At 53.6% G+C, this 15,989-nt stretch carries 16 protein-coding genes; 3 read left to right on the forward strand and 13 right to left on the reverse strand.

Going from position 1 to position 15,989, the window contains the following annotated elements; genetic code table 11:
* The first annotated feature begins 10 nt into the window (after positions 1-10).
* The 3 genes from lpxB to nhaC all read left to right on the forward strand — a co-directional run bounded on the left by lpxB (position 11) and on the right by nhaC (position 3,349).
* A complete protein-coding gene (lpxB, locus tag ACPXV9_RS03985; RefSeq protein ID WP_423894788.1) occupies positions 11-1,147 on the forward strand; it encodes a lipid-A-disaccharide synthase in 1,137 nt (378 codons plus the stop codon).
* The gene (gene rnhB / locus ACPXV9_RS03990) at positions 1,147-1,752 is read left to right on the forward strand and encodes a ribonuclease HII (protein ID WP_423894789.1); all 606 of its coding nucleotides are present in this window, start codon (positions 1,147-1,149) and stop codon (positions 1,750-1,752) included. The genes lpxB and rnhB overlap by 1 nt, the downstream gene beginning before the upstream one ends.
* Before the next feature lie 67 nt (positions 1,753-1,819).
* On the forward strand, positions 1,820-3,349 hold the full coding sequence (gene nhaC, locus ACPXV9_RS03995) for a Na+/H+ antiporter NhaC (RefSeq protein WP_423894791.1): 1,530 nt from the start codon (positions 1,820-1,822) through the stop codon (positions 3,347-3,349).
* On the opposite strand, the gene ACPXV9_RS04000 is transcribed toward nhaC, so the two are convergent.
* The 13 genes from ACPXV9_RS04000 to ACPXV9_RS04060 form a co-directional block, all read right to left on the reverse strand.
* Positions 3,315-3,896, reverse strand: coding sequence for a UbiX family flavin prenyltransferase (locus ACPXV9_RS04000; protein ID WP_423894793.1), 582 nt, complete (start codon positions 3,894-3,896; stop codon positions 3,315-3,317). The genes nhaC and ACPXV9_RS04000 overlap by 35 nt on opposite strands.
* A gap of 154 nt (positions 3,897-4,050) precedes the next feature.
* Positions 4,051-4,362: a hypothetical protein gene (locus tag ACPXV9_RS04005; protein ID WP_423894795.1), complete on the reverse strand. Its 312-nt coding sequence runs from the start codon at positions 4,360-4,362 to the stop codon at positions 4,051-4,053.
* Between the two features lie 206 nt (positions 4,363-4,568).
* On the reverse strand, positions 4,569-5,363 hold the full coding sequence (locus tag ACPXV9_RS04010; RefSeq protein ID WP_423894797.1) for a DUF4126 family protein: 795 nt from the start codon (positions 5,361-5,363) through the stop codon (positions 4,569-4,571).
* A 55-nt stretch (positions 5,364-5,418) separates the two neighbouring features.
* Entirely contained in the window at positions 5,419-6,204 is a 786-nt protein-coding gene (locus ACPXV9_RS04015) for a hypothetical protein (RefSeq protein WP_423894799.1), read from the reverse strand.
* Between the two features lie 97 nt (positions 6,205-6,301).
* The gene (locus ACPXV9_RS04020; RefSeq protein ID WP_423894801.1) at positions 6,302-7,774 is read right to left on the reverse strand and encodes a M48 family metalloprotease; all 1,473 of its coding nucleotides are present in this window, start codon (positions 7,772-7,774) and stop codon (positions 6,302-6,304) included.
* 10 nt (positions 7,775-7,784) lie between these two features.
* A complete protein-coding gene (locus tag ACPXV9_RS04025; RefSeq protein ID WP_423894802.1) occupies positions 7,785-8,459 on the reverse strand; it encodes a hypothetical protein in 675 nt (224 codons plus the stop codon).
* 2 nt (positions 8,460-8,461) lie between these two features.
* Complete coding sequence (locus ACPXV9_RS04030; RefSeq protein ID WP_423894804.1) at positions 8,462-9,082, reverse strand: hypothetical protein; 621 nt, start codon at positions 9,080-9,082, stop codon at positions 8,462-8,464.
* A gap of 15 nt (positions 9,083-9,097) precedes the next feature.
* On the reverse strand, positions 9,098-10,102 hold the full coding sequence (locus ACPXV9_RS04035; RefSeq protein WP_423894806.1) for a VWA domain-containing protein: 1,005 nt from the start codon (positions 10,100-10,102) through the stop codon (positions 9,098-9,100).
* On the reverse strand, positions 10,102-11,178 hold the full coding sequence (locus ACPXV9_RS04040) for a vWA domain-containing protein (protein WP_423894807.1): 1,077 nt from the start codon (positions 11,176-11,178) through the stop codon (positions 10,102-10,104). Before ACPXV9_RS04040 ends, ACPXV9_RS04035 begins: the two co-directional genes overlap by 1 nt.
* A gap of 13 nt (positions 11,179-11,191) precedes the next feature.
* Positions 11,192-12,001: a MotA/TolQ/ExbB proton channel family protein gene (locus ACPXV9_RS04045; RefSeq protein WP_423894809.1), complete on the reverse strand. Its 810-nt coding sequence runs from the start codon at positions 11,999-12,001 to the stop codon at positions 11,192-11,194.
* 28 nt (positions 12,002-12,029) lie between these two features.
* Complete coding sequence (locus ACPXV9_RS04050) at positions 12,030-12,323, reverse strand: hypothetical protein (protein WP_423894810.1); 294 nt, start codon at positions 12,321-12,323, stop codon at positions 12,030-12,032.
* Entirely contained in the window at positions 12,323-14,407 is a 2,085-nt protein-coding gene (locus ACPXV9_RS04055) for a PEGA domain-containing protein (RefSeq protein ID WP_423894811.1), read from the reverse strand. The genes ACPXV9_RS04050 and ACPXV9_RS04055 overlap by 1 nt, the downstream gene beginning before the upstream one ends.
* Positions 14,408-14,433: 26 nt before the next feature.
* Positions 14,434-15,945, reverse strand: coding sequence for a hypothetical protein (locus tag ACPXV9_RS04060; protein ID WP_423894813.1), 1,512 nt, complete (start codon positions 15,943-15,945; stop codon positions 14,434-14,436).
* Positions 15,946-15,989: the final 44 nt, after the last annotated feature.

The following is a 15,989-nucleotide window of genomic DNA, read 5'->3' on the forward strand; positions in this document are numbered from 1 at the left end:
AGGAGCAATAATGCGCATAGGTATGGTGGTCGGTGAAGCTTCCGGGGATATTCTGGGGGCTGGTCTGATGGCCGAGTTGGCACGAAAATACCCGGGCGCCAAATTTGAAGGTATCGGTGGCGAGCGCATGCTGGCTCAGGGCTTCAATAGCTTTTTCCCTCAGGAACGCCTTGCTGTAATGGGCATTGTCGAACCTCTCAAGCGGATTTTTGAACTGCTTAAAATCCGTCGCACCTTAATTCAGCATTTTATCGACAATCCGCCGGACGTGTTTATTGGCATCGATTCGCCGGATTTCAATTTAACCATCGAGGAGCGACTCAAAGCGCAAGGCATAAAGACCGTTCACTATGTCAGCCCGTCGGTTTGGGCCTGGCGGCAGAAACGCATTGTTAAAATTGCCCGATCCGTTGATCTGATGTTGACCCTATTGCCTTTCGAGGCAGCCTTTTATCAACAGCATCAGGTGCCTGTTTGTTTTGTCGGGCACCCTCTCGCCGATGAAATTCCGCTGGAAAACGACGCCACTGAGGCTCGACGTGAACTCGAATTGAACCCTGAGGGACGTCTGGTCGCATTGATGCCCGGCAGCCGCGGTGGTGAGGTCAAAATGCTGGGGCCGGCTTTCTGGCAAACGGCGCGCTGGTGTCTGGCTCGTGATCCGGCTTTGAACTTTGTGGTTCCCGCTGCCAATCCTGCCCGCAGGGCTCAGATCGATGAGCAGTTACAGGACTTTGAGGATCTACCGGTGACGGTGGTGGATGGTAAATCTCATCAGGTCATGGCTGCGGCCGATGTGGTGATGATGGCTTCCGGTACCACCACGTTGGAAGCCATGCTGTTGAAAAAGCCCATGGTGGTGGCTTACCGGATGGCTTGGTTATCATTTGCCATCATCTCCCGCTTGGTTAAGTCCAAATACGTCTCGTTGCCCAATCTGTTGGCGGATAAGCCGCTGGTGCCGGAAGTACTGCAGAAACAGGTAACGCCGGAGAATCTGGGACGTGAATTGATGGGGTATTTGGATGATGGGGATAAAACCGGCCAATTGAAACAGACTTTTCATGCCATGCACTGTGAACTCCGCCGAGACGCCAGTGTCAAAGCCGCCGCCGCGATTGCCGAACTGATAGAGGATCGATCCTGATGGAGCCGTTTGTCAGTAGCTATCAAGGGCTGTTGGGAGCCGGAGTCGATGAAGTCGGGCGTGGCCCTTTGGCTGGTGATGTAGTGACTGCGGCCGTGATTCTGGACCCGGGCAAACCCATAGCGGGGTTGGCAGATTCCAAGAAACTCACCGAGAAAAAACGAGATGCACTGTTTGATGAAGTTCAGGAAAAAGCACTGAGTTTCTGTATTGCACGTTGTTCGGTAGAGGAAATTGATCAACTGAATATTCTTCAGGCCAGTTTGCTTGCGATGAAGCGTGCAGTCGAAGGGCTTGAGGTTCAACCCGAGCATGTCTGGGTGGATGGCAATAAAATTCCCCAATGGCACTACCCGGCAGAAGCTGTAGTGAAAGGTGACAATCGGGTTGCCGCCATCAGTGCTGCCTCCATTCTCGCCAAGGTGACCCGCGATCGGGAAATGGTTGCGTTTGACCGGGTTTACCCCGGTTATGGTTTTGCCGGGCATAAAGGCTACCCCACCAAGGTGCATATGGCAGCGGTGGAAAAACTGGGCGTCACACCCATTCACCGCAAATCGTTCGGGCCCATTAAGGCCAAGCTGGATCAGATGACACTGTTTTAGGTATCTGATTTGGCTGTGGATGAACGGGGTTAACAACTGAGTTTAATACAGCAACAGGTACCGCTATATGACTATAGAGCAATCCATTAAACAGCAGGAGCAAGCCCTCGAAACGCCCCTGAAACCCCCATCGCTGTTGGACGCTCTGTTTCCCACTCTCACCCTGATTGCTTTGCTGAGTTTGTCCGTGTACCTGTTTGGTGACGACTCTTCTTACGGCTCCAATCAAATTGTTCTGATTATCTCGGCACTGGTTGCAGCCATTGTCGGCATGAAAAATGGCCTGAGCTGGAACCAACTGGAAAGTGCCATGCATCAGGGGATTGCCATTGCCCTGGGAGCCATTCTGATTTTACTGGCAGTGGGCATGTTGATAGGCAGCTGGATTCTCTCGGGTACTGTACCGACGATGATCTATTACGGTTTGCAGTTGCTGGATCCGGGTTGGTTTTACGCTGCCAGCTGTTTGATGTGTGCCATGGTTTCCGTTTGTATTGGCAGCTCCTGGACCACGGCTGGTACCGTTGGTATTGGATTGATGGGTATTGCTGCGGGTTTTGGCCTGTCGCCAGAAATTACCGCCGGCGCGATTATTTCCGGCGCCTATTTCGGGGATAAATTATCCCCCTTGTCTGAGACAACCAATCTGGCACCGGCCGTTACCGGGGTGGAATTGTTTGATCACATCCGCCATCTCAGCTGGACTACCATCCCCAGTTTTATCATCGCTATGAGTGCGTTTATCTGGCTGGGCATGGGTGAGCAGGTGGCTTCCGGAGGCGGTGAAATGGATGCCATGATTGCTGTGCTGGATCAGCAGTTTAATGTCTCTGGCTGGTTGCTGTTGCCTCTGCTGGCGGTATTGTTATTGGCCTGGCTGCGAGTACCGGCACTGGCCAGTATTCTGATTGGCGCTTTGCTTGGGGCGTTAATGGCGTTGTTACTGCAGCGGGATAATGTTGTGGCGTTTGCCGCGGCACCGGAATTGGCCTTGGGCCTGCAATTGTTCAAAGGTATTTGGACATCCTTCTATGATGGTTATCAGGCTACTACGGGCAATGAAGTGATTGATAAATTACTGTCCCGTGGGGGAATGAGCTCCATGCTCAATACCGTGTGGTTGATTCTCTGTGCCATGGTGTTTGGTGCAGTGATGGAGCGCACTGGTTTACTGGCCAGATTGATTCGGGGTGTCCTCGGCATGGTCAACAGTACCGGCAGTCTGATTGTCGCCACCATCGGAACCTGTATCGGTACCAATGTCGTTGCCGCGGATCAGTACATTTCGATTATCCTGCCCGGTCGTATGTTTAAAGTGGAATTTGCCCGACGTGGCCTGAGCCCACTGAACCTGTCTAGAACAATTGAGGATGGCGGTACCATTACTTCACCGCTGATTCCGTGGAATACCTGCGGTGCCTATATGGCCGGGACTCTGGGTGTGGCAACGCTGGCTTATTTGCCCTACGCCTTCTTTAATTTGCTGGGGCCGTTGGTAGCCATTATCTATGGTTACTGCAATATCAAAATTGCCCGAATTGAGCAGACCGAAACCCCTGAGCTTATGAATGGCGAGGATCTTCGCCCCAGCGTTTAAGCTTGCCGGTATCGAGATCGAACAGATCCAGCACCCGGCCGACGCTGTGGTCGACAAGGTCATCCAGCGTTTGTGGGCGGTTGTAGAAGGCCGGAACCGGTGGCGCAATAATGGCGCCCATCTCCGACAGACTGGTCATGGTTTTCAAGTGGCCGGTGTGTAAAGGCGTTTCTCGCACCATCAACACCAGTTTACGTCTTTCCTTGAGAACCACATCGGCTGAGCGGGTCAGCAGATTGGATGTCACACCGGTGGCTATTTCGGACATGCTGCGAATGGAGCAGGGCGCAATGACCATACCGAGGGTTTTGTAAGAGCCGCTGGAAGTACACGCCGCCAGATTTTTTATGGAGTGAACTTCGTCGGCCAGCGCCTTGACGTCATCGGGCTTCAAATCGGACTCATAGGTCAGAGTCAGCTCGGCGGTCTTACTCATAATCAGATGAGACTCGACGTCGAGTTCTTTCAGGGCTTCCAGCAGACGAATGCCATAGATGGTGCCAGAAGCACCGGAAATTCCAACAATAATGCGCTTGCGATCTGTCATGAACGGGTCAGCTCTGAGTATTTCGAGCTGCCTAGTATACCTGCTGTCGGAGCGGATGGAATGGTTGAATCATACTGCAGGTAAGAAGTGCTCCGCGGTTACGAATTGTCATGCTCAACAAGCCCGACAGCTGTGCAACCGCGGTTTGGCGAGATCATGCCAGGGCTTCGTTCTCGGCTATTTCGTCTTTCCACTTTCTCTGGAAGGCTTCCAGAGCAACTTTGTATTCGATCTGAAATTGCTCTTCGATTTCATGTTCCAGTTTGGGGGATACCTTACCAACAACATGCTCGACGGAGTGAACCCGCTTGCCAATTTTTTGCCATTTTTCCTCGAAGGCCGCGAGGTTGGCTTCGTAGTCAATATGGTGTTGCTCGTCCAACTCGGCTTTGATTTCATCAAGCTTGTGGGCGATATAGGTTTCAACACTGTGCAGTCTGGACTCTAGGGTATCTTTCAAAGACATGTGGTACCTCCTTTGAACTCGAAAGTTACGGCTATTAACAGGATTGCCCTTCTAGACTTTGTGTTTGTCTTGGGGTTCCTTTCCAGGAGGAATTTATAGAAAAAAATTAGAATTGGCCTCCCAAAAAGCCATAAGAAATGTGAAGTTTTTCTTACTTTCTTTGCTTTCAGGGGGCGTTTATTAGGAAGTGATAATTGTAAAGTGATTTAGATCAATAGTTTTCTTTTGGCGGCTTCAAATTCTTCGTCGGTTAAGCTGCCGTTGTGTTTGAGCTGCTCTAATCGCGCGAGCTCGTCCACAAACGAAGCCGTGTCATTGTGACCGATATCGGTTTCCGGATTGCCGTTGGATGCTTGCACCGGGGATTCCTCAGGCAGAGATTGCAGTGACGATTCCACCTTGCCGAACCACCCGGAAATGGTGTTGGCAATGGCTTTCAGTGCCGCCCAGATTTTAGGGAGCAACCAGATGGCGATCAGGATAAATGCCAACAGGATACACAGAAAAATAACCGGGTGATTGAGTGCCGCCCAAAGCCCACCAAATACCATCAGATCTTCGGTGATGGAGGCACCCCAGTTGCTGAATGGTTCGGGCGATGTGTTGATAATGGCTCGGGTGCCTGCTTTGGTGGTGTGGCTGGTGGCGGCCAGAGTGCCGCCCATAATGCCGGAGGCAATTTCAAGTGCCGGGGTAACATCACCTACGGCTCCTGCTGCCAGCAGGGCTCCGGCGGGGATTCGAATAAAGGTGTGTATGGTATCCCAGCCGGTATCCACTCCCGGGGTTTTATCCACAAAAAATTCGACAAAATACATCAGCCCGGCGGCACCAATAACCATCGGGTCCTGCAGTACTTCCAGGTCCGGTGGCAGATCCAGATTACCGCTGCTGCCTGCCAGACCCAGTACCAGTAATGCGGCATAGAGATTGATGCCGCTGGCCCAGGATGCTCCCATGGTCAATGCCAGAGTGCCGATCAGTGCTTCGTAACTTTCCATAGAGGATTAACTCAGGTTTCCGTTAATAGTCTGCGGCTGTACTTGATGAGACAGCCTAGTCAATGCCAATCTGCAGGGTTTCTTCACGAGTGGGAATGGATTTGATAAAGAAGTCTTCGGGGTTCAGATCCGGCCAGCGGGAAATATAATCGACCATCATTTGTCGGTATTGCTCATGTGCCAGGGCAAAAGTTTCTGCCTGAATATTCTGGCCCGCATACCGGCTGTCTTTAAGGTATACCATGCCGCCCACGCCTTCATAGTAGGGCTTGAAGAATTTCACCTGTTGGTGGTGTTCCGGGAAATACTGTTCAAAATGGTAGTGGGCACTCAGTAGTGTCCCCGATGCCAGATCAATTTTGTTGGTAACAAGCAGATTGATCAGCTGCTGAAAGGTATTGGCTTTGATGACATTAAGCCCCAGATGCTCACCAAAAAAGCGATACTCACTTTCAAATCCCCGCACAATACCAACGGTCAGTTCCATACCCTTGAGGTCTTCATAGCCCAAATCCTGCCAGTTGGTTGTACGTTGGTCTTGCAGATAAAACGCGGTGGGGTAAAAGCGAATAAATGGGTAGATATCGGAAATGGCCTGCTTTTCTTTGGGTAGAATCTGCAGGGTTCCCAGCAGCAAGGGGTATTTGGCCGAACCATAGTGCTCAACGGCCCGACCCGGGGGTAAAAACAGGAAGCGGCACTCGTCGTGATGCTGTTGACAGTAATTTCCTGCCAGTTTTGTCACCAGACCCTCGGCACCGACATACGGCATATAATCAATCGCCAGAATGTTGACCGGATCTTTGGCCTGCAGCCACTGGGGCATTAAGCTGAGTGCCATACAGGCAAGCCATTTCATCAGTGGGTTTACAGAACCTTCAGGACTCAAAATATCACTCTCTGTGTTTCGCTTCTCACTTCAGTATATGCCATGAGTGTCATTGAATCACCTTTATCCACTGACCTGCCACAGGCTCCGTTCTGGGGTAGTGGCCATTGATCAATCGCAACAGTTGCTCGGCATTTTTATCCAGCTTCTGGTGCTGGGCAATGCGGTTGTAGGTGGTATTGGCATTGGCTCGCACGTAGTGGATGGTTTTCGATTTGCCTGATTTCAGCGTTGCTTTGGTGGCAGGGCGGAAACTCAAAATGCTGTCAAACAATGGCTGATCCACAGCATCGGTATAGTCCCCCTGCAGGGTTTGACCTCTGAGTGTATAAACCAGTCTGCCGCGATAGATCACCGCAATGCGTTGCCGCTGTGCTGAGTCGGATTCGGGCACAATGCCACTGTGTCCTGCAAATCCACCCGGAGCAATGGTTTGTGATTGTTCCAGCTGTTTGATGCCGAGGTTTTTATTGATGTAAGCATCCGGCCCCCAGCGTTGCTTCAGGGTGTCTATGGTGATGGCCAGTTGGGCCGATTTATCCGGTGCCTGAGCCAGTATCTGGCTGCGCTGATTTTCGGTGGTCCAGCCCTTGGGGAAATCAATTTCAAACGCCAGACGTTTATGGCGGAAAGTATTCTTGTGGGTTAACTGGGCATCGTAATTGACTCCGAAGACCATGCCCTGGGTTTTTTCCCGAAAGCGTTCGGCGTTATCGGTGTACTGGGTTTTACGTTCGGTTTTGGCGGCTTGGGCAATGGCCTGCTGCAGGCGGGTGTCGTTGCGTGGGTGGCTGGCGAATACGCCATGATAGGTGGTGCTTTTTTTACCGGATTCGCGAGCCATGCGTCTGGAGAACTTTTCCTGATCCTTTAGCAGGCTGATCACATCAATCATGGCCTGGGGATCATAACCACTGCGGTTGAGGTACTCTGCCCCAATGCTGTCGGCTTCCAGTTCCATTTCCCGGCCATAGCCCATGACCGCAGCGGTACTCCACATCTGGGTGACATCGCCCACCACGCCACTGCCAGTAGCAATGGCGGCTGCTACAGACAGAACGCTGGAGCCTTTTCTCGCGGTATCCTGCCGCACGGCGTGACGGGCGGTGACATGAGCAATTTCGTGGGCGATAACCGCCGCTAATTGCGCTTCGTTTTGCAGGTAAGTCAGCAGGCCCCGGTTGACGTAGATATAACCGCCGGGCAGGGCAAAGGCATTGATATCTGGCGCATCAACCAGGGTAAAGGTGTACTGGATATCGCTGCGATGGCTGTTGCGTACCAGCTTCTGGCCGATTTCATTGACGTAGGCCTGAAGCTCCGGGTCGGGGTATATGGGTGTTTTTTCCAACAGTTTTTTATGCAGTTCCTCACCGATGGATATTTCCTTGCTTTCGCTCATCATCACCAGATCCGGCGTGCCGGTGGCAGGATTAACCGAACAGCCGCTTAAGCACAGGTACGTCAGTGACAGAATCACCGCGGCAGCAAGTCGACAATGGGGTTGGCCTGATCTGGTCATAATGTTTCCTCTACCGGTCTGAGCCGCCGGTATTAAAGAAACCAGTCAATTGTTGCGACATGGCTTCGCAGGCGTTGCTCTGCACTCTGGCGATCAGGGGGATGGGAATGATCACAGCCGGCATATAGGACGTGCCCGAGGCATCGGCACTGATTTCGCCCAGGTTTTTGCTTTCTTTCAGGTCCCAGATGGTGGCTTGATAGTCCGATTCTTTTTCCCAGCTGCCAAACCCAAAACAACCGCCGCCGCCGACACTGATGGCGCAGCCAATGGAGCCGGAACTCTTGGTGGTTTCGGTATTGCCATTGATCCAAATGATGTAGCGCAGGTTGCGCTGTTGCAGTGCCGTAGCAATTTGCTGGTTGCGCAACAGGCGCTTCATATCCTTGAGCCGCATCGGGGCGGTGCGAGGTTCGAACCAGGGGTAGAGCTGATTGATAAACGCCAGTTCATCGATGACTTCGATGGGGGTGTTACTGCGCAGTTCATCCGCAACACAGCTCACCAGACTCAGTTCGGTTTCGTAGTTGCTGGAGTGGCGACGTCCCAGAACCAACGCCTGTTCGCCTTGTTGCCACTGGCTGTTGGTGACCGAGGTTTTGTGCTCGTCGACAACCACGGATGTACAGCCTTGAAGCAACCCAATCAGCAGCAATATTTTGAGTGGTTTGATGATCTGGTACATGATTATTCACTCTGGGTTTGTTGTGCCAGCCATTGTTGCAGTTCGGCAACTTTGGGTGTGGTCAGGCTCAAGTTGGCACCGAAATCACGCAGGGCAACCACCACTGCAAGATTGAGTGCTTCCTCCTCCGACCTCAAGAACGCGGTGGGGGTTTTGCCATAGGCGGTGACAATCCAGTCAGCCTGAATCTGTCCCTGATTGTCGTAGGCTTTGATTTGATATTTGATCCAGACTTCGAACAGTTTCAGCCGGGTCTCACGGGGTGTGGCGTACTGAAATTCCAGTGCCGTAGGGTGCAGCCACAGCTGGGGCTTTCCTGAAAAATTGGCGGGCATGGATTCCCGCACTTCGAGGCTGGTAAACATAGAGGGCACAACCGTGCGCAGCATTTCGGCCTGACTGTTGCCGAGGGTTATTGTGCGACTCCAGCGGCGTTTGTCCTGTTCAAAAAAACTGTAGTTGCGGAAATCCTCATCCAGAATCAGGCCGCCATCAACCGGCATTGGCTGAATCAGTGGCTTGGGGTAGTTGCCGGAGACTTCAACGGTACTTTCACAGCCAGTCAACAGTGTCATGGCGATCAGCCAGCATAAGGCAAAACGTAAATGGGTTGTTGTGACCATGTGATTATTGTTTTCCTATGGCTCAGGGCGAAAGTCGTTCAGCCCAACAAAACTGCCGCCATTGCGATGGGTTAACTCTCGCATCAGTGCGGCAAAACGAATACCTGTGCCCTGCAAATGGGCGGGTCGGGCAAACTGCACCGGGAAGCCTACGGCATGTATGCGTACCATGCGCTCACCGGAATTGCGTTTGTGGTTCAGCCTGTCTACGGTTTTGACCACATTCTGGATGGATGCCCCGGTAAACTCATCGCCCAGTACATAGAGGCTGATTTTCTTATTGGGGTCGTAATAGCTTTTGATGGCTTTCTCAATGCCTTCCACCGGGCTGCTGTTACTGAATGGGTTCCAGTTACGCAGGCGCTTGATGATGATGTCCCGGCGCCCCGGTGTATCCGGAATCCATTCACGGCGATAGTTACTGAACATGTAATCGCCCATGTCGTTCATGATCTGAATGCCTTTAACCTGTGGGTAGACTTTCAGTGTAGCTATTAACTCGTCGATCATCCTCGGCCAGCTGTAGTTGAACATACTGCCGGAGGTGTCGATGATAAAAATAATGTACTCGCTGTCGACCGGGATACCGCCAATAACACTGCTTTGCTGGTTGGCCTGTTGACGTTGCAGGCGCTGCATTTCCTCGGTCAGACTTTGCAGGGCCAACTGCAGTTGCCCCTGTTCATCGGCGCTGCCCGCGCGGGATGACGCCAGAGCGCTGTGCTGTTGTTCCAGATTGCGCAGACGGGTTTTCAGCAGGGCAATGCGCTGATTGTACTGTGACAGCTGCTCGTGTTTGGCGTTGAGATCGCGGTTGAGTACGGTGGTCTCGCCGCGCACTTCAAACAGGGTTTGCTGCAGGGCTTTAAACTGCTGCTCGAGATTGACTTCGGCCTGTTCTATGGCAATGGGCAGGGTTTTCTTGGTGATCAACAGCAACAGGACAATCGCACCGAAGCCGCAACAGATGACGTCGAGAAAGGACATGCTGAATACTTCGGTCTGGCGGCGTTTGAGCATCAGGGCCAGTCCTCCGAGGGCGTGATAAAGGACCCTCGATTGCGTTGTGCCATCTGCCAGAAGGCGGCGGCTGCCATGGGGTCTCCTTCCATGGGCTGGAGAATGATGTTGATGGGAATGCCGCTGGGCAGTTTGTCCATGGCCCGGTTGAACAGTTTGATGCGATCGCTGGCGCTGACTTTGTTGGATTTGTTGGCCACACTGCCCCGGGTGGGCAGGCCGTCGGTGATCAGGAAAATATTGTCTGGTCGCGGTGACAGGCGATTGATGCTGGCAAAGGCCTCTTCCAGATTGGTGCCTTTGTTTGGCACGCGCTGGCGCAGGTTAAGGATGGCTTGCTCCAACTCAGCACTGTTTTCCACTTCCAGCCAGGAGCCCTCTGTGTTGCTGATGGCGGCCGTGACATCGGTGTTGAAGGTGTAAATTTGATAGGCACTCTGTTGCGGCAAGCGGGCAGTCAACCATTCCACCGTGGCCAGAGAACGCTGCCACTTCTGTGAGCGACGTTTACTGGCATCGTCCATATTGCGACGTCGGATAATATTCACCAGACGCTCGTCGAGCATACTGGCTGACGCATCAAGCAGGATCAGAACACGGGCGCCGTCCATTTTCATGCCCGTGAGATACTGGCGGTTACCCTGTCCCAGAAACTGGCGCACGTTGTTGCCCTGACTTTGTTGGGCCAGCAGCGCCTGTCGCTGTTGTTCCAGTTCCTCCAGCTGCTGCTGCAGGGCTTCAACACTGTCTTGGGGATTGTCTGCCTGAAGTTTTGCCAGACTGGCTGACAGGGTTTCTATCTGGCTGTTGATGCGGCTTGCCAGCCCTGTGGCTTCGGCCATTTGCTGATCCAGCTCAGACAGTGTGTTGCGAGCCCGCACCAGCCCCTCCTGACCGATCTGTATGTCTTCTTCCAGCAGTTGGACTTCGGCCAGCAACTCGTTGTTTTCCTGTTTGATGGTGTTGTCGACATCGTGCTTGATGATCAGAAAAATCAGCGCCACCGCCCCGAAGCCGCAGGACATGATGTCCAGAAACGACAGGTTGAATGTGGAAAAGGGGCGTTTGCGGGCCATGTTCGATAACGCTCTATTGGCTGTCGGTTTCGACGCTGAGGTGACGCAACAGCTTGTCATCACAGTAGCGCTGGGTATCCAGTACCTGACGCTCCTGCATCAATTGCAACTGATGGCTGAAAAACATCACCACAATACTGATCATCAGGGCGACAAAGGTGGAGTTGAAAGCCACGCCGAGGTTGGCGGTAACCCCGGCAATATCGCCTTCAATCGCCAGATGGGCCTGACCCAGAGCGTTGCCAATACCGCGCACGGTACCAATAAAACCAATTGAGGGAATGGCCCAGGCGATGTAGCGCACCATGGATAATTCGCTGTCGAGGCGATCGGATTCGATGTCACAGTTTTCTTTCACTGCCGCACTGGCGGCCGCGATATTGTGGCTGGTGCGAAAGCGCTGAAGAGCGGCGAGGAGCGTTCGAGGCACCAGATAGTCCTGTTGCTCTCGGGGTAGCTGATGGATTGGTTGGGCAAAGGTTTCCGTGTCTTCCGGCAGGATATGACTGCCCTCTTTGACGCGCAGCAGTGGCAGGTTGAGCATGCGTCGCTCGACGGTCACCTGACGGGCCTTGTAGGACATGATGGCCATGGCCCAGAGCATCAGTATAAAGCAGGTTTCCTGCTCGTAGTCGCGCAAGACTATGTACCAGCTGCGTTGCACCACATAGGGTTCACCGGAGGCCTGTTGTTCCATTTGCTGCTGCAGGATGGCATCGGCGTTCGGGCGGATCATGGTGACGTAGACGCTGTGGACAATGATGATCGAGATCATCAGGGCAAACAGCTGGTAGATAAATTCGGAGCTGGCGTTGCGCTTCATGGTTTGTCTCAGTAATTATTTTTAAAAATTATATATCCGCAGGAAAACTGATGGATAAATCTTCCGACACTTCTTCACTGGGGATAAAGCGCCCCCGGGTTGAGGATGTGTTGCTGATGTCTATGGGCTTTTTTGATGTGGCGTTCGCGTCTGATGTGGCATCCACGTCTGGTGCGACGTCCGCGGTCTGCTCGGATGGCTGTTGGTTACTGGCATCGACTGTGTCCGGAGTGTTTTCCTCCGCGGCCTGTTGTGCCCAGACAGTTGCCGCCGGTATCAGCAGCGCCGCAATCAGAAAACCGGTGCGAATCAAAGTCGTCATTATTTGTCCTCTATGATTACGCTGCGAACCACGCGAAAACCAACGCTGTCCTGAGCACCGCTGCCGCTGTCGCGCCAGGCCAGACGCAACTCACTGATGCTCGCGCTTTTCCAGCTGGAACCGCGAATAACGTGATGATCACCACTGGCGGGGCCTGACGGGTTGGGGCTGGCTTTGAGTGATAGTCCGGTTTTGATGCCATAGAAATCGTGCAGCCACTCGGAGACATTGCCGGCCAGGTCGTAGACACCGAGATGGTTGGCAGGGTAACTGGCAACGGGTGCGGTCACCGGATACTTGTCGACATAGCGTGGAAGCGCACCGCCCGCCAGTGGCAAGGCTTTGGTGTCAGCAAAATTGCCGCTGTGATTGGGAGGGCTCAGGCCGGTACCGGCCCAAGGGTAGGTGCGCATCCGCCCATTTTCATAGCGCGCCAGCCAGGCCCACTCGGCTTCAGTGGGCAGACGATAGCCATTGTGGTCCGGATTGCTGTCGGTCAATTTGCCGTCTTGGAATTGGTACACCGGCTGCAGCCCTTCCTGTGCGGAAAGCCAGTTGCAGAATTGCGCGGCTTTGCTCCAGCTTATTTTAACGACCGGTTGCTGCTCGCCATTGAGGCTGACCCCTTTGACATTGCCCGAGGAGTGATAGCGTTCAAACTGGCGAAAATCCTGATTGCTGACGTGCTTCGGTGAGGCGTAGAAGGGCCGGTCAATTTTGACCTGATATTGGGTTTCGTTGGCGCGGCGACCCTGTTCGCGACGGCTGGCTCCCATCATAAAGGTGGCATCGGGTCGGTACAGGGCGATGGCCTGACCGGTGGCCGTTGTGGTGGTTTGCGGAATATTTTGCCAGCGCGACTGGGCGTTGGTTAACAGTGAGACGTTGAGGTGCTGGGCCATGTCCGGTCTTGGGGTCAGGCGCAGGGTCTGGCTGGCAAAACCGGGGTGGCTGATCTGAATATTTTGTGGCGCTGCCGGTAACCGCAGTGAATAGCGAGCCTGATCCTGATCGGTTGTTGTCGCCTGTTGGGTTTGACCGTTGACGTTCACGCGGGCACCGATGGGGACGATATTGAGGTTGATGCGTCCCAGAATCGGCGCCAGTGTCAATTGCAAGGGTTGCTGCTCGTTATTGTTCTGCGACAGTGTCAGGGTTCGACGCAGGGTTTTGAAACCGGCTTTGATGAGCATAACATCGACCGTGGCGCCGGGGTCAACCGCCGCAGTCAGGGGTGTTTCACCCTGATAGACGCCATTGATGGTTACCTGAGCGCCCGTCGGAGAAGAGCGGATGGGCAGTTGGGCGCTGGCCGGATTGAGATCTATCGGCGGCAGCACCAGAGCTTTATCGGTGCTGATGTTCAGGGTTTGCAACCAGTCGCTGAAACCGGGTTTGCTGACCTGAATTTGCCGAATACCACTGAGCAGCTGCAGTTCGATGGGGGTTTGCCCCTGCAGCTCACCATCAACACGGACATCAGCGCCGCTGGGGTTGGACTGGAGGGCGGCATTAACCCAATCCGGAGTCAGGGTAATCTCAAGTTTCTGGTGTTGGCCTTTACCCTCAATGGTCAGACTCTGTAATAGGGGTTTATAGCGCGGTGCCACCACCCTCATTTGATAGGATCCGGCTTCAATGCCATCCAGTTTTTCACCGCTTTGGCCCACGGCCTGATCATTGAGAAATATTTCCGCGGCTACCTTGCTGTGAACGGTGAGCTTGCCGGGCAGCGGTTGCAATTGCAGCTGTTGATGCCAGTTTTTTTCAGCGGTGGTCAGTTCGATCTCAAGGCTTTGGTTGCGATAGCCCGGTGCGCTGATTTCGATGCGGTGTTTTCCCGGTAACAGCAACAGACGATCCCCCAGATTGACTTCCAGAAGGCTGTCACTTTGCACAAACAGGTTGGGGGCATTGGCGCTGATGCTGACGGTGCGTGCCAGCATCAGATAGGCAATGATCAGCAGACCGATGGCGATCATGCCGGTAACTGCCAAGGCAAAGTTGCTGCGACGACGGGGGCTTTTGTCGCTCTCGGGCAGGGGCGTCTCAAAGGGGGATGGGCGTTTGTTGTTTGTGTCCATGTAGGGTTGCGTTACCTGTCCGGAGGTTAACTGTCGAGGGCTATTTTTTCGGTGCACTGAATGGTCACTGCCGCCGCCAAACCGTCAGGGGTAATGACAAATTCCTGTCGAACATCCCGGTAGCCAAGACGACTGCCCACGGCAACGTATTTACCGGGAATCAATTGCAGCTGTTGCTCGGCGAATTGCCCCAGTTTACCCACCTTGTAGACCGTGACCTCGGTGGCGTTATCCGAGTGCAGGGTGACGCTGACAGGTTGTCTGGCCGTGGCAATGATTTGTTGCAGAGTATTGATCTGCGCTTGCAGAATCGGGCCGGGATTACGGATCGCCCGGGCATCTTTCAGGGTTGTCTGGGCCTGTTGGTAAACACTGTCGTTGGACAGTCGCAGCGGCGCATCAATCAATTGCTGCAATTGCTGGTGCAGTGTGGCTCGGGCGCCGGTGCGCAGTGATCCTACTTTGGCCTGAATCAGACTCTGGTCCGTCTTCAACGCCAGATCGTAATTGTCCTTGGCCTCTTGCCAGCGCTCCTTATTTTCCAATTGCTGGGCGCGATTGAAATAGCGATTAAGATTCAACTGTTGTTTCTGGTCGGCGACTTGCTGCAAGCCGGACTTTGGCGCGCTGGATTCTGGCTGCAGGCGCTGCGCCAGCAGAAAAGCCTTGGTGGCATCACCGTATTGCTTGTTATGCAGGGCGTTGTAACCGCGCCCCATGGCGAGTTTGAAATCCCTCTGATTGATGGCTTCGGTGATGTCGCTGTGCTGTTGCTGAACTTTGGGGTCTTTGTTGTCCAGCTCCCGTGCCTGTTCAATCGCGGTCAGTGCTTCATCGAGTTGCAGGGTTTGTTGCAGGCTGCGCGATTGTGCCAGCAAACTCATGACCTCAGGTAAATTCTGTGCCCGTTGCAGACCCTGTTGGGCATCTGGGTTGTCGGGCTGGATGGCGCTGGCCAGGGTCATTGCTTCCAGTGCCTGTTTGGGCTGATGTTCGGCGAGTGTCTGCTGACCCATGGCCAAGGCCTGTTGAAAATGACTGTCGGCGGCGGCAAGAATGTCATCAAAGCTGGTCAGAGCCTGCTGATAATGTTGCTGGGCTTCAATAAACTGGCGTTGGCGATAAAGCTGATCAGCCTGCTCCGCGTGACTCTGGGCCGAGGCAAAAGCTTGGTCTGCCCAGAGTTGTACCGACATTTTTTCCAACTTGGCCTGCCGGTCCATTAACTTGGCCAGAATTTCCTGAGCCTGACGTCGGGCTTTGGTAGTTTGCGCATCCTGCCACGGGGATTCCAGCCCGGTTGTGGTTGCAGGCGATGCCGGGGCAGTGGATGACGATGCGGCACTGGCGTTGCTCGATTCGGAATCGGCAGCGGGTAAGGGGGCGGAAATTTTATTGGGCAACCACAGTGCGATGATCAGCAACACCAGCACCAGAATGGTAAATAGCAGTAATTCTTTCTGATGGCGCTGCCACCATGGGTGATGATCCTCAGTCGGGGTCTCGGTTTCCCACTTGCTGTCGGGTGTGTCGGTCATAGGGTTGTTCAGGGCAATAATTGTGTTTAAAGGCGCAGTGGGTG

The sequence above is a fragment of the Candidatus Pelagadaptatus aseana genome, assembly GCF_040362265.1.
In the GTDB taxonomy this organism is placed as follows: Bacteria; Pseudomonadota; Gammaproteobacteria; order Pseudomonadales; family Cellvibrionaceae; genus Pelagadaptatus; species Pelagadaptatus aseana.